This is a genomic window from Oleisolibacter albus, from assembly GCF_003336875.1.
Taxonomy (GTDB): Bacteria; Pseudomonadota; Alphaproteobacteria; order Azospirillales; family Azospirillaceae; genus Niveispirillum; species Niveispirillum album.
On sequence record NZ_QGNJ01000008.1, the window covers coordinates 67,988 to 81,223 of the forward strand.

Here is a 13,236-nt window from a genome sequence, read left to right on the forward strand (position 1 = left end):
ATTGCCCCCAGATTTACCCCACGTGATCGGCAATTCCAGGCAAGGAGACAGGCCGTGATGACCAAGCGTGGGTTCCTGGGCGCTCTGCTGGCGGGAGGCGCCGCCCTTTCCTCCAGCCAGGCCGGGGCTGCCGGCGAGGAGAGCTTTCCGTTCCGTCTCAGCGACGCCGAATGGCGCCAGCGTCTCAGCCCGGCCGCCTATGCCGTGCTGCGTCAGCATGAGACCGAGCGGGCCGGCAGCAGCCCGCTGGACCGGGAGAAGCGGCCGGGACGGTTCCACTGCGCCGGTTGCGACCATCCCCTGTTCGACGCGGCCTCGAAATATGACAGCGGCACCGGGTGGCCCAGCTTCTGGCAGCCGCTGCCGGGCGGCGTCGGCACACGCAGCGACCGCAGCTTCTTCTTCATGCCCCGGACCGAGGTGCATTGCGCCAATTGCGGCGGCCATCTCGGCCATGTGTTCGAGGATGGTCCGCCCCCGACCGGTCTGCGCTACTGCATGAATGGCGTGGCCATGACCTTCGTTTCCGCCGCCGGCTGAGGAGGATGGAGATGGGCAGCACATATCCCGACCCCGCCACCGGATTGTGGCACCGGCTGCGCCGGGCCGTTCCCCGCGCCGCCCTGCTGGGCCTGGTGCTGGCCGGGCCGGTGGCGCACGCGGCCGAACCTGCGCCGGCGGGGACCGCCCGGACCGAGACCGCCCTGTTCGCCGGCGGCTGTTTCTGGTGCGTGGAAAGCGACTTCGACAAGGTCCCCGGCGTGCTGGAGACCATCTCCGGCTTCGCTGGCGGTGCCCTGGACCATCCCAGCTACCGGCAGGTCTCCGCCGGCGGCACCGGGCATCGCGAGGTGGTGAAGGTCGTGTTCGACCCCGCCCGGGTCAGTTACCGCACCCTGGTCGACTATTTCTGGCGCACCGTCGATCCCACCGATGCCGGCGGCCAGTTCTGTGACCGCGGCGACAGCTACACCACCGCCATCTTCACCCAGTCGGCGCAGCAGCAGGCCGAGGCCAGGGCCAGCCTGGAGGCGCTGACCGCGTCCCACCGCCTGCCGGCCCCGGTGGTGACCGAGATCCGTGCGGAAACACGGTTCTGGCCGGCGGAGGATTACCACCAGGACTATTACGAGAAGAACCCGCTGCGGTACAAATATTACCGCTATTCCTGCGGCCGCGATGCCCGGCTGGCGGACCTCTGGGGCGGGGATGCCCATCGCCTGCCCGGAAGCTGACGGGCAGGCGCTCTGCGCCTGGCCGGCATCAGCGGCAGGTCTTGAACGGCCCCATGTCCAGGTGCAGATGGTCCCGGTGCAGATCATTGTAGTCCGGGCTCAGCACGACCTTGAACAGGTCGCAGGCGCCATCGCGCACGGCCCGCCAGAACCGGGCCTCCGACACCGGCTTCCCGTCGGGACGCTGCCGGTCCCAGTCCCGCAGGATGGTCAGGACCCGCCCGTCGGCAAGGGTCACGCCGGCAATGTCGATGGCGTTGGCCGTGGCATGTTCGCTGCGTCGCCCGCCGCCCATCCCGCCCGTCCCGCCGGTCCCGCCGGTCGTGCGGATATCACGGCAGGCATAGGTTCCGAGATGGGTCACCCGGGCGACCCGGCTGCCCAGATGCTGCACCGCTGCCGGCTGCAGCACATGGCGCTCCCACAGGGCCAGGGCCGCCAGGACCGGACACCGGGCAGTGACGCCCGCCCCGTAGCGGATGCCGCTGGCGGCCTGGAGCAATCGCCCCGCCCCTTCCAGCCCGCATCCGTCCCCATCCTCCCGATCCGGTAACACCGACACGCCGACATCAGCCCGGTCCAGCCAGTCGAAGCAGGCGGCCGGCTCCTGCCCCAGCCGGTTCAACTGCCAGGCGGTCAGCAGGCCCGGCGGTTCCGCCGGATCGGGAACGGCCCATGGTGTCCATCGCGCCGGCACCCGGCCGGTGTCCAGCAGCCACCAGCCACCCAGGAGCAGAAGGACAAAAACGGGGATCAGGACGCGCATGGGCAAACAACGCCGGCCTGGGGATGTTGCTCCCGGTATGGCCGTCGAATTGGGAGGCAGCATGACCGTCCTGACCCGCAGAACTGCCGTGGTGACCGGCGGCGCCCTGGGGATTGGTGCGCTGGTGGCACAGGAGCTGGCCCGGCAAGGCTGGGCCGTGGCACTTCAGCACGATGCGGCCGACAAGCCGGCGGCCGATGCGGCCGTTGCCGCCATCGAACGGCTGGGCGGTATCGCCACCGCCATCCAGGCGGATCTCAGCCGTGATGGTGAAGCCGCTCTGCTGATGTCGGAAGCGGGGCTCCGCCTGGGAGCCGTCAGCCTTCTGGCCCATATGGCCAGTCTGGTCATCGACGACACCGTGCAGTGCGCCGACCGCGGCATCTGGGACCGTCTTACCGCCACCCATGTGCGGGCGCCGCTGCTGCTGGCCCGGCATCTGGCAGCGCAACTTCCGTCAGGGCAGGACGGGACAATCGTCCTGCATGTCGATCAGCGCCCCGAGTCCCTGGCCCCGCATTTTCTGTCCTATGGCTTGGCCCAGGCCGGGGCCGCGGCGCTGGTCCGCGCCCTTGCTGCCGGGCTTGCACCGCGGATTCGCGTCAATGGACTCGGCCCGGCCCGGCCTCTCCCCGCTTCTGCCGCAGCCCCCATCGCCGGTCACGATGCCGGTGTGGAGATTTGCCGGACCTTGCGCTTCATTCTCGAAACGCCCTGCCTCAGCGGGCAGATCCTCGCCCTCGACGGGCGTGAGGAAATGGGGTGGCCCCTCCTCTCGCCCATGGCGGAAACCGGCTGGATTCGGCAGGCGGATTACCCCGCAGGCCAGGGATTGCAGCAGACGGTTCCTGATTAGAGTCCTGCTGCTGGCTCAATGGTCCTACAGTTTTGCACATCGGCGCCGCTGGCAGCGGCCCGCCCCCGTCTCCTGTCCTGTCAAGCCGAAAATTCGGGCTTGTGACAGTCCGATGATGAATTGACAGACAAAATATCGATATTTTTCAATGTGTTGACTTTTTATGCCTATTTTTTGGGCAATGCGGTCAAACCCGCGGTTGGCTTGGGGTCGCACAGGGAACACCCCCGGTTTTCCGCAAACTTATCCACAGCTTTGGTGGATGATTGCACCGGCCCCGGCTGCCGGGCCGGTTCCACCCCGATTCGGACCCGGTGCCTGCTGCCAGAGAATGGCGGCCGCCCGGGAATGCCCCGCTGTGAACGATTGACCGCCCTGGCCGGATCGGCCACATGAGGGGGCATGGACCAGGCCGACCCCGATCTGATGACCGACCCTGCCGCCCCTGCGGCGGCGTCACCCCGCAAGCGCACGACAGCCGATCTCCAGCGCGGGGTGGAGACCATCAAGGCCTATCTGCGCACGCTGCCGGAACGGCCGGGCGTCTATCGCATGATGAATGCCGACGGGGACGTGCTCTATGTCGGCAAGGCCCGCAATCTGCGCCGCCGCGTCACCAACTATACCCAGGTCGGCAAGCTGCCCATCCGGCTGCAGCGCATGGTCGCCGAAACGACTGTGATGGAGTTCGTCACCACCCACACCGAGGTGGAGGCGCTGCTGCTGGAGTCGAACCTGATCAAGCGGCTGATGCCGCGCTACAATGTGCTGCTGCGGGACGACAAGACCTTTCCGCACATCCTGATCACGGCCGAGGACGCGTTTCCGCAGCTGATCAAGCATCGCGGCGCCCGGGACCAGGCCGGCAGCTATTACGGCCCCTTCGCCTCGGCCGGCAGCGTCAACCGGGTGATGACGGCGCTCCAGCGCGCCTTCCAGATCCGCAATTGCAGCGACGCGGTCTTCTCCACCCGCACCCGTCCCTGCCTGCAGTTCCAGATCAAGCGCTGCACCGCGCCCTGTGTCGGCCGGGTCAGCGCCGCCGACTATGCCGAGCAGGTGGCCGAGGCCAAGGCCTTTCTCAGCGGCAAGAGCAACGAGGTGCAGCAGCGCATCGCCGCCGCCATGATGGAGGCCTCGGAGAATCTGGAATTCGAGCGCGCAGCCAAGCTGCGCGACCGCATCCGCGCCCTGACCGCGATCCAGGCGCACCAGGACATCAATGTCGAGGGCGTCGAGGATGCCGACGTCATCGCCGCCTATCAGGATGGCGGCTTGACCTGCATCCAGGTCTTCTTCTTCCGCGGCGGGCGCAATTACGGCAACCGCGCCTATTTCCCCAGCCATGACCGCAGCCAGGAGCTGCCGGAGGTGCTGGCCGCCTTCATCGCCCAGTTCTACGAGAACAAGACGGCACCGGGGCTGGTGCTGGTCAGCCACGATCTGGCCGAGCATGAGCTGCTGCAGGAGGCGCTGTCGGTCCGGGCCGGCGGCCGCGTGGAGTTGCACGCCCCCAAGCGCGGCGACAAGCGCCGCGTCATCGACCATGCCCTGAACAACGCCAAGGAGGCCCTGGGCCGCCGTCTGGCGGAAAGCAGCAGCCAGTCGAAGCTGCTGGCCGGCCTTGCCGACCTGTTCGGCCTGTCCGAACCGCCCCAGCGCATCGAGGTCTATGACAACAGTCATATCCAGGGCACCAACGCCATCGGCGGCATGATCGTGGCCGGGCCGGAGGGCTTCATCAAGAACGCCTACCGCAAGTTCAACATCCGCGATCCCGAGGCCATGGGCGACGATTACGCCATGATGCGCGAGGTCCTGACCCGCCGCTTCGAGCGCGCGGTCAAGGAGGACCCCGAACGGACGGGCGGCACCTGGCCGGATCTGGTGCTGATCGACGGCGGCGAAGGCCAGCTGAAGGTGGCCATGGAGGTCTGCGCCGATCTCGGCATCGAGGATGTGCCCCTGGTCGCCATCGCCAAGGGAGCCGACCGTGAGGCCGGCCGCGAGCGTTTCTTCATGCCGGACCGCCCACCCTTCGGCATCGAGCCACGCAGCCCCGTGCTCTATTTTCTGCAGCGGCTGCGCGATGAGGCGCACCGTTTCGCCATCGGCACCCACCGGGCGCGGCGGGAGAAGGCGATCGGCCAGTCGCCCCTGGATGAGATCGCCGGCATCGGGCCGAAGCGCAAGAAGGCCCTGCTGCTGCACTTCGGATCGGCCAGGGCGGTGTCCCGGGCCGGCCTGCAGGACCTGGCTGCGGTCGACGGCATCAATGAAAGTGTCGCCAAAATCATCTATGACCACTTCCATCCCACCGACTAGGATGCCGCGCGGCTCCCAACGCCTGTCGAGATCATGCTGAGCAGCCTGCCGAATATCCTGACCCTGTCCCGCATCGCCGCCATTCCTGTGGTGGTGGCCCTGTTCTTCTTCGCCGGCCCCTGGCCGGCCTGGACGGCGTGCGGCCTGTTTGCGCTTGCCTGCATCACCGACTGGTTCGACGGCTATCTGGCCCGGGCCTGGCAGGAGGAAAGCGTCATCGGCAAGTTCCTGGACCCGATCGCCGACAAGTTGCTGGTGGCGGCCGTGCTGATGATGCTGGTCGCCGTCGACAAGGTGGACGGGTTGGCGGTGATCCCGGCGGTCATCATTCTGCTGCGCGAGGTCATGGTCTCCGGCCTGCGCGAATTCCTGGCCGGCCTCCAGGTCGGGGTTCCGGTCAGCCGGCTGGCGAAATGGAAGACCGCCATCCAGATGGTTGCCATCGGCGTTCTGATCGTCGGCCGGGACGGACCATCCGGCTTCCCGACCGAAACCGTCGGGGAGATCGGGCTGTGGATCGCGGCGGCGCTGACGCTGATCACGGGCTGGGATTATCTGCGGGCCGGTCTCAAATACATGATGACCCCGGCCGTGAAGAAGCTGCCGGACGGGCATACGGAGTTGCGCGCCTGAGGGCCGTGAGCGGATGCAAAGGAGTCCCGTCGTGAAGCTGCTCTATTTCGCCTGGCTGCGCACCAAGATCGGGCTGGCCGAGGAGACTGTGGCACTGCCCGCCGGCATCTCCACCGTGGCCGATCTCATCGGCTGGCTGCAGACGCGCGGGCCTGGCTATGCCGAGGCCCTGGCCAATCTCAGCGTGGTCAAGGTTGCCGTGAACCAGGAGTATGTGCTGTTCGACCACCCGCTTCGGGCCGGTGACGAGGTGGCCCTGTTCCCGCCGGTCACCGGCGGCTGACCCCGGAACGGTAGGAAGAACGGTCATGGTCGTTCATGTCCAGCGCGAGGATTTCGATCTGGGGCAAGCCCTGGAGTCGCTGACCCGCGACAATCACGGCATCGGCGGTCTGGCCAGCTTCGTCGGGCTGGTGCGCGATCTGCACCCCGGCCATGACGCTTCGGCCGTCCGGTCCATGACGCTGGAACATTACCCGGGCATGACCGAGCGCCAGTTGGAGGCCATCGAGGCAGAGGCCCGTGCCCGCTGGCCCCTTGATGCGACCCTGATCATCCACCGCTATGGCCGCCTGGAACCGGGGGATCGCATCGTCCTGGTGGCCTGTGCCAGCGCCCATCGGGACGCGGCATTCGCCGCCTGCCAGTTCCTGATGGACTGGCTGAAGACCAAGGCCCCGTTCTGGAAGCTGGAGGAGACGGAGTCCGGGCAGCATTGGGTGGCGGCCAAGGACAGCGACGATCATGCTGCCGAGCGTTGGAACAGCGGGCAGAGTCCCTGACCGCGCAAGCAAAGGGATTGGATCAAGACAAACCCTGTCCTAAAGGTTAGGATAGAGTTCGAATTATGTCCGGACTCCGCTCCATGCACGCTGTCCACCGCGCCGCCACTCTTCTGACGACCAGCAGCGATCCGGACTGTGCGTGGTCGACGGTGGTTCTGGCGCGGGAACTGCCGGGGCCGCCCTCGGTCGCCACCTTCTCCAGCGAAGCCGACGCGTTGCGCCTGTGCGAGGCGCTGAGTCCCGATCTGCTGGTGATCGACAGCGCCATGATGGGGTCTCCCCTGGGGTTGCTGGCGCAGATCCGGGCCAGCGGCCTGCCGGTGGAACCCGCCATCCTGGTCATGGCCCCGCCGGAGCAGGCCGCCCGGAGCGCCGATCTGCTGCGGCGGGCCGGCGCGTGGGATGTCCTGCCCCATGATGCGCACCCCGCCCTGGTGCTGGACCGTCTCAACACGCTGCTGCACATGCATGGGCGCTACGGCGAGGTGGCCGAACGGGTGAGCGCGCTGGAAGCCAGCATTAACGACCGCAACCAGCGCTTGGCCGAAGCCCTGGCCCTGCTGCATCAGGCCGAAAAGCATGTGGCGAGTCTGCAACGGCAACCGGAGCAGGAGGCGCTGCCGCCCGGGTCCGACATGCTGGCAAGCGTGGCCCACGAACTCCGCACGCCTTTGCATGCCATCATCGGGTTTGCCGACCTCATCCGCCAGGAGGTCTATGGGCAGGCCGGGGACCCCCGCTACGCCGAATATGCCAACGACATTCACGAAGCGGCCAGCCATCTTCTGGTCCTGGTCAATGGCACGCTGGATCTGAGCCGGATGGCCAATGGTCAGGAACAGCTGGAGATCGGGGACGTCGATATCGGCCGGACCATCCACGATGCCACCCGGCTGCTGCGGCAGATGGCGGATACGGGCGGGGTCAGGCTGGTGGTCAATCTTCCCGATCACATGGTGAAGATCCGGACCGACCCCGACAAGGTCCGCCAGATCATCGTCAATCTGGCGTCCAATGCCATCAAGTTCACCCCACGGGGTGGCCAGGTCACGGTGGAGGTCAAGGCCGCGCCGGACGGCGGCGCCGTCATCCTGGTCATCCGCGATACCGGGATCGGCATGGCGGCCAATGACATTCCGACGGCCATGAAGCCTTTCGGCCAGATCCGCCGCAGCGACCATCCCGCGCCAAAAGGGACGGGCCTGGGATTGCCGCTGACCAAGCGGTTCGTCGAGATGCTGGGAGGAACCCTGGAAATCCTCAGCCAGGTCGGACGGGGAACGATGGTGGTGGTGCGCCTGCCGGTCGCTTCCGCACACTCACAGACCGCGCCAGACCACGCCGGCGCCCTTGCCTGAAACGGAGATCCCCTGCGATCACCGGAACGGCCGCCCCGTTTGCCGTGAACAGCGCCGGTGGATTACCACCCAGGATCTTCCGTGCCTAAAAAATAGGCAAATCTGCACGAACGCCCGAACCGCCGGCCTCCCATCCCCTTTCCTTCGGGTTACACGCAGGCTTATCCACAGAGTCTGGGGACGGTTCCCGGCAAGCGGGACGACACCCCCGGAAGGCACCAGAGAAGGGCTGCACCCCGAACGAAAACAGCCCCCGGCCAGGACCGGGGGCTGTCGGCACTGGAATCGCGAAAGTCGCCGCTTATTCGGCCGCCTGGACCAGCGACAGACGGCCATTGACCAGGGCGTCGTAGTCCAGCATCAGCGTCTTGCAGATCTCGCCCGGTGTGAACGTCATGTCCTCGATCCGTCCCACCGGCGTGACCTCGGCCGCCGTGCCGGTCAGGAACACCTCGCTGAAGGTCGGCAGTTCGTCCGGGAAGATGGCACGCTCCACCACCTGATAGCCGCGGCGCCTGGCCAGTTCGATCACGGTCTGACGGGTGATGCCGTCCAGGAAGCAGTCAGGCTTGGGCGTATGCAGCACGCCGTCACGGACCAGGAAGATGTTGGCGCCGGTGGCCTCGGCGATCTGGCCACGATAATCCAGCATCAGCGCATCCTGGAAACCGGCCTGTTCCGCCGTATGCTTCGACAGGGTGCAGATCATATAGAGCCCCGCCGCCTTGGAGGCGGTCGGCGCCGTATCGGGCGCCGGGCGGTGCCATTTCGAGACCTGGAGGGAAATGCCCTTCATCCGGGCTTCCGGGCTCCAATAGCTCGGCCATTCCCAGCAGGCGATGGCCAGATGGATGCGGTTGTGCTGGGCCGACACGCCCATCATCTCGCTGCCGCGCCAGGCCACCGGCCGGACATAGCCATTGACCATGTCCATGGCCTTGACCACGTCCCGCGTCGCCTGCTCGATCTCGGCGGCGCTGTACGGGATGGTGAAGCCCAACAGGTCCGCGGACTTGACCAGCCGCGCGGAATGCTCCGCCAGCTTGAATACGGACCCGTTGTAAACCCGCTCCCCTTCGAATACACAACTGCCGTAGTGCAGGCCATGGGTCAGCACATGCACCGTGGCATCGCGCCAGGGCACCATCTGGCCGTCGAACCAGATCACGCCATCACGGTCGTGGAAGGGAATCAGAGACATCGCGCTCGCTTCCTTGGGTTATTTTATGTCCGCCAGGGCTTGACCCAGGTTACGGAATTGCGGATATAAGTCAATATGACTGACGTAAAGATCGGCCCCAACCCCCTGTTCCTGCGCGAGGAGGACCTGCGCCAGGGCATGGAACTGCTGTTCTACGCCTACCGGGACTTTACCGCCGAACCGGATGCCATGCTCGCAAAAATCGGTCTCGGCCGGGCGCATCACCGGGTTGTCTATTTCGTTGGACGCTACCCGGAGATAACGGTTTCTGACCTTTTGGGCATTTTGCAGATCACCAAGCAGAGCCTGTCACGGGTGCTGTCGGAGCTGATCGGCCAGGACTATGTGGTCCAGCGCACCGGGACCCGCGACCGGCGCCAGCGCCTGCTCAGCCTCACGGACAAGGGGATGGACCTGGAGCGGCAGCTGTCCGACGCACAACGCGCCCGCATCGCCCGGGCCTATCGCGCAGCCGGCGCCCAGGCGGTGGAGGGCTTCCGCACGGTGATGCTCGGCATCATGGACGAGGCGGAACGTGGCAAGTTCCCGGGCGGGGCTGGCAAACGCGGATGATCGCCGGCAAAGGCTGCGTTCCGGCCCGCCGCCCGCTAGAATGGCGCCATGATGGAAGACCTGCCGCATATCCTTGTGGTCGATGACGACACCCGCCTGCGTGAAGCGCTGCGCCGCTATCTCGGTCAGAACGGATTTCTGGTCAGCACCGCCGCCGATGCCGCCGACGCCCGGGCCAAGCTGGCCGCCCTCGCCTTCGACCTTCTGGTTCTCGATGTGATGATGCCGGGCGAGAGCGGTCTCGACCTCTGCCGCGACCTGACGGCGACAGGGACCATTCCCGTGCTGCTGCTGACGGCACGGGGAGGTGCCGACGAGCGCATCGCCGGGCTGGAAGCCGGCGCCGACGATTATCTGCCCAAGCCGTTCGAGCCGCGCGAGCTGGTCCTCCGCCTCAATGCCATCCTGCGTCGCCTGCCGAAGCCGGCCACAGCTCCGCTGGAGATCCGTCTGGGACGCTGGCTGTTCAACGCCCAGCGTGAGGAACTGCGCTGCGGCGAGGAGAGCGTGCGCCTGACCACCGGCGAGGCGGCGCTGTTGAAGGCGCTGGCGGCCGAACCCGGCACGGTGCTGTCCCGCGAAGCCCTGGTGGAGCGGGCGGGAGTCGATGCCGCCAATGCCCGGACCATCGATGTGCAGGTCACCCGGCTACGGCGCAAGCTGGAAGATGATCCGCGTGAACCGCGCTATCTCGTCACCGTCCGCGGCGAAGGCTATGTGCTGCGGCCGGACTGACCCACAGAACGCCCAGATGCCGGGGACCCCATGCCCGATGTGACCGCCGCATCCGCCCTCTCCCCGGCATCGCTCTGGCGGCGGCGCCCCCGGCTGTTCCGCTGGATCAAGCGGTTCCTGCCGCGCACCCTGTTCGCCCGCTCCCTGCTGATCATGATGACGCCGGTGGTTCTGGCCCAGGCCATCGCCACCTTCGTCTTCTACGACCGGCACTGGCAGACCATCACCAACCGGCTGGCCTATGGTGTCGTCGGCGACATCGCCTTCACCATCGAGCAGTTGCAGCGGGACGCAACGCCGGCGGAGCGGGCCACAACCATGGCCATGGCCCGCCGCAGCACCGACCTGTCCGTACACTGGAATGGCGGCGCCCACCTGCCCCCGGGCCGCCAGCGGGTCCACAGCCTGCTGGATTCGATGCTGGCCAAGGCGCTGGATGAGCGGATCGGCCGGCCCTGGCGCATCAACACCCGCATCGGGCAGGAGCGGGTCGAAATCCGGGTCCAGCTTCCCGACGGCGTCCTGACCGTGATCTCGCCGGAACGCCGCCTCTACAGCTTCACCAGCTATCTCTTCATCCTCTGGATGATCGGCAGCTCGCTGGTGCTGTTCGCCGTGGCCATCCTGTTCATGCGCAACCAGATCCGCCCGATCCGCCGCCTTGCGGCCGCGGCCGACGCCTTCGGCAAGGGGCGGGATGCCCCGGCCTTCCGTCCCGAGGGAGCCTCGGAGGTGCGGCAGGCGGCGCTGGCCTTCCTGGTCATGCGCGAACGCATCCGCCGTCAGATCAGCCAGCGCACGGAAATGCTGGCCGGGGTCAGCCACGATCTCCGCACCCCGCTGACGCGGATGAAGCTCCAGCTGGCCATGCTGCCGGATCTGCCGGAGGCCGAGGAGCTGAAGGCGGATGTCGCCGACATGGAAACCATGATCGACGGCTATCTGGCCTTCGCCAGCGGTGAAGGGGCCGAAGCGCCCCAGCCCGTCGATCTGACCCGGATGGTGGAGGAGATCGCCGCCAATGCCCGGCGCGAGGGGACCAATCTGACCCTGGCGCTGGGGGCGGAGAACGGAGCGGAAGGGGAACTCGGCGAGGAGATCATCCTGCCCCTGCGCCCCGTGGCGCTGCGGCGCTGCATCACCAATCTGGTCAGCAATGCCCGGCGCTATGGCACCAATGTCTGGCTGACGCTGCTGACAACGGCCACTGTCATCGACATCGTGGTGGAAGATGACGGGCCGGGCATCCCGGCCGACAAGCGCGGCGAGGTGTTCCGGCCATTCCACCGGTTGGAGCCGTCACGCAACAGCAGTACCGGCGGCGTCGGGCTGGGCTTGTCCATCGCCCGCGATGCCGCCCGCCTGCATGGGGGCGAAATCCTGCTGAGCGACAGCCCGCATGGCGGATTGAAGGCGACGGTCCGCCTGCCCCGCTGAGGCTGTCACGCTGAGGTGCCACGCTGAGACTACCCCGTCCATGGCCACTGGCGCAGGCCGGACACCAGGGACCGGCCTGCGCCAGGGTGGAAGAGCCGTCAGCCCTTCTTCGGCATCGACTTGGCGATCTGGATCTTCACTTCCTCGATGCTCTCCTTCACGCGGTTGGAGAGAACCTCGGCCGCCTCGCTGTTGGACTTGGCCACCATCTCGGCCATTTCCTTCATGTTGGCGATGGCCTTCTCGAACGCGCCCTTCACCAGTTCGGCCTGCTTGGCCACCTTGTCTTCCGGCGTGCCGGCAGCCATCAGCTCCGACATCATGGAGGAGGCCTCTTCCAGCGACTGGCGCAGGATCTCGCCCTGACGGCGCAGGACGGCCTGGACACCCTCGACCGCCAGCTGATTGGCGGCAGTCAGCGCCTCGACATTGCGGCGCTGGGCGGCCAGCATGGCCTCGATATCCATGCCCGGCAGCCGGTAGTCGGACATGAGCTTGCTCAGATCCATGAACTTGCTCGGATCGAAGAATTTCGTCGGGTCGAAATCCAGGAACGGGTTCTTCGTGGTGGCCATGGTCCGGGTCCCTCGGCTGGCGGTTTCCATTCTGCTGCAATGCAGCAATAGCGGTGGGATAATGCAATTTGCCGCATTTTTCGTCAATCGTTATGTTGCGATGCACAAAATCGCTTTCGGATCAAGGAGATGCGGATTTACGCCCGATGAAACCGCTGCGCTGCAATGGCAGACTGTTCCACAGCTCCTCCGCGCGTCGCAGATTGGCATCCAGGGCGGCCATGGTCTTGGCCATGTCCTCACTGTCATCCCCGAACCAGGGGCGCAGCGTCGCCAGCCAGACGGCGCTAAGTCCTTTGACTTGCAGCACTCCGCCGAATCCGGCGCGGGCGATCCCGGCCGCTTCCAGCATCCAGCGCATGGAGCGATGCAGTTGCGCCGTCAGGCACAGCCCGTCCAGCGGATGATGGCGCAGCTCGCGCCAGACGGCGTGCAGCCCCGCCTTGTGGGGCGCCAGCGCGTCAAAGCGACGCATCAACACGTCGAACATGCGGTCATGCCGGCTTTCCTCCGCATCGGCGGGGCCGGCGGCCAGCACCATTGCATCGGCCTGGCGGGCAACCGCTTCCAGGATGGCCGCCTTCGACGGTGTCTCCCGATACAGGTCGGCCAGGGGAACCTCGGCCCGCAGCGCGATGTCGGCCAGGCTGGTGGCCCGCCATCCCTGCTCGGCCGCCAGCTGCATCGCCGCCGCCACAAGGCGGGCGGTAGGGTCAGACTTCTTCGCCATGGTCTCGCTCCGACAAAACGGCCCAAT

General features: G+C 66.8%; 15 protein-coding genes. 11 read left to right on the top strand and 4 right to left on the bottom strand.

Annotation, left to right across the window (positions count from 1 at the left end; all coding sequences use genetic code 11):
* The first annotated feature begins 57 nt into the window (after positions 1-57).
* Both msrB and msrA read left to right on the top strand, forming a co-directional pair.
* The gene (msrB, locus tag DK368_RS12355) at positions 58-540 is read left to right on the top strand and encodes a peptide-methionine (R)-S-oxide reductase MsrB (protein ID WP_114394267.1); all 483 of its coding nucleotides are present in this window, start codon (positions 58-60) and stop codon (positions 538-540) included.
* A gap of 11 nt (positions 541-551) precedes the next feature.
* Positions 552-1,235 (top strand): peptide-methionine (S)-S-oxide reductase MsrA, encoded by a 684-nt coding sequence (gene msrA, locus DK368_RS12360; protein WP_114394268.1) that lies wholly within the window; start codon positions 552-554, stop codon positions 1,233-1,235.
* A gap of 28 nt (positions 1,236-1,263) precedes the next feature.
* Here msrA and DK368_RS12365 read toward each other — a convergent pair whose 3' ends face one another.
* A complete protein-coding gene (locus tag DK368_RS12365) occupies positions 1,264-2,001 on the bottom strand; it encodes an extensin-like domain-containing protein (protein ID WP_114394269.1) in 738 nt (245 codons plus the stop codon).
* 61 nt (positions 2,002-2,062) lie between these two features.
* Between DK368_RS12365 and DK368_RS12370 the strand changes: the two genes are divergently transcribed.
* The 6 genes from DK368_RS12370 to DK368_RS12395 all read left to right on the top strand — a co-directional run bounded on the left by DK368_RS12370 (position 2,063) and on the right by DK368_RS12395 (position 7,958).
* Positions 2,063-2,857, top strand: coding sequence for an SDR family NAD(P)-dependent oxidoreductase (locus DK368_RS12370; protein ID WP_162306015.1), 795 nt, complete (start codon positions 2,063-2,065; stop codon positions 2,855-2,857).
* Positions 2,858-3,283: 426 nt separating this feature from the next.
* Positions 3,284-5,182: an excinuclease ABC subunit UvrC gene (gene uvrC, locus DK368_RS12375; RefSeq protein WP_162306023.1), complete on the top strand. Its 1,899-nt coding sequence runs from the start codon at positions 3,284-3,286 to the stop codon at positions 5,180-5,182.
* Between the two features lie 33 nt (positions 5,183-5,215).
* A complete protein-coding gene (pgsA, locus tag DK368_RS12380) occupies positions 5,216-5,815 on the top strand; it encodes a CDP-diacylglycerol--glycerol-3-phosphate 3-phosphatidyltransferase (protein ID WP_114394272.1) in 600 nt (199 codons plus the stop codon).
* Positions 5,816-5,846: 31 nt separating this feature from the next.
* On the top strand, positions 5,847-6,098 hold the full coding sequence (moaD, locus tag DK368_RS12385; protein ID WP_114394273.1) for a molybdopterin converting factor subunit 1: 252 nt from the start codon (positions 5,847-5,849) through the stop codon (positions 6,096-6,098).
* Between the two features lie 25 nt (positions 6,099-6,123).
* The gene (locus DK368_RS12390) at positions 6,124-6,597 is read left to right on the top strand and encodes a molybdenum cofactor biosynthesis protein MoaE (protein ID WP_114394274.1); all 474 of its coding nucleotides are present in this window, start codon (positions 6,124-6,126) and stop codon (positions 6,595-6,597) included.
* 83 nt (positions 6,598-6,680) lie between these two features.
* Positions 6,681-7,958, top strand: a complete 1,278-nt coding sequence (locus DK368_RS12395; RefSeq protein ID WP_162306016.1) for an ATP-binding response regulator — start codon at positions 6,681-6,683, stop codon at positions 7,956-7,958.
* A gap of 301 nt (positions 7,959-8,259) precedes the next feature.
* Here DK368_RS12395 and DK368_RS12400 read toward each other — a convergent pair whose 3' ends face one another.
* Positions 8,260-9,159, bottom strand: coding sequence for a branched-chain amino acid aminotransferase (locus DK368_RS12400; RefSeq protein WP_114394276.1), 900 nt, complete (start codon positions 9,157-9,159; stop codon positions 8,260-8,262).
* Between the two features lie 75 nt (positions 9,160-9,234).
* Between DK368_RS12400 and DK368_RS12405 the strand changes: the two genes are divergently transcribed.
* From DK368_RS12405 to DK368_RS12415, 3 genes are read left to right on the top strand one after another with little or no spacing between them, the layout of a single operon-like run.
* Positions 9,235-9,732 (top strand): MarR family winged helix-turn-helix transcriptional regulator, encoded by a 498-nt coding sequence (locus DK368_RS12405; protein WP_114394277.1) that lies wholly within the window; start codon positions 9,235-9,237, stop codon positions 9,730-9,732.
* Positions 9,733-9,780: 48 nt separating this feature from the next.
* Entirely contained in the window at positions 9,781-10,467 is a 687-nt protein-coding gene (locus tag DK368_RS12410) for a response regulator (RefSeq protein ID WP_114394278.1), read from the top strand.
* A gap of 30 nt (positions 10,468-10,497) precedes the next feature.
* Positions 10,498-11,904, top strand: a complete 1,407-nt coding sequence (locus tag DK368_RS12415) for an ATP-binding protein (protein ID WP_114394279.1) — start codon at positions 10,498-10,500, stop codon at positions 11,902-11,904.
* 98 nt (positions 11,905-12,002) lie between these two features.
* Here DK368_RS12415 and DK368_RS12420 read toward each other — a convergent pair whose 3' ends face one another.
* On the bottom strand, positions 12,003-12,479 hold the full coding sequence (locus DK368_RS12420) for a phasin family protein (protein WP_114394280.1): 477 nt from the start codon (positions 12,477-12,479) through the stop codon (positions 12,003-12,005).
* A 121-nt stretch (positions 12,480-12,600) separates the two neighbouring features.
* Positions 12,601-13,209: a TetR/AcrR family transcriptional regulator gene (locus DK368_RS12425; protein WP_162306017.1), complete on the bottom strand. Its 609-nt coding sequence runs from the start codon at positions 13,207-13,209 to the stop codon at positions 12,601-12,603.
* Positions 13,210-13,236: the final 27 nt, after the last annotated feature.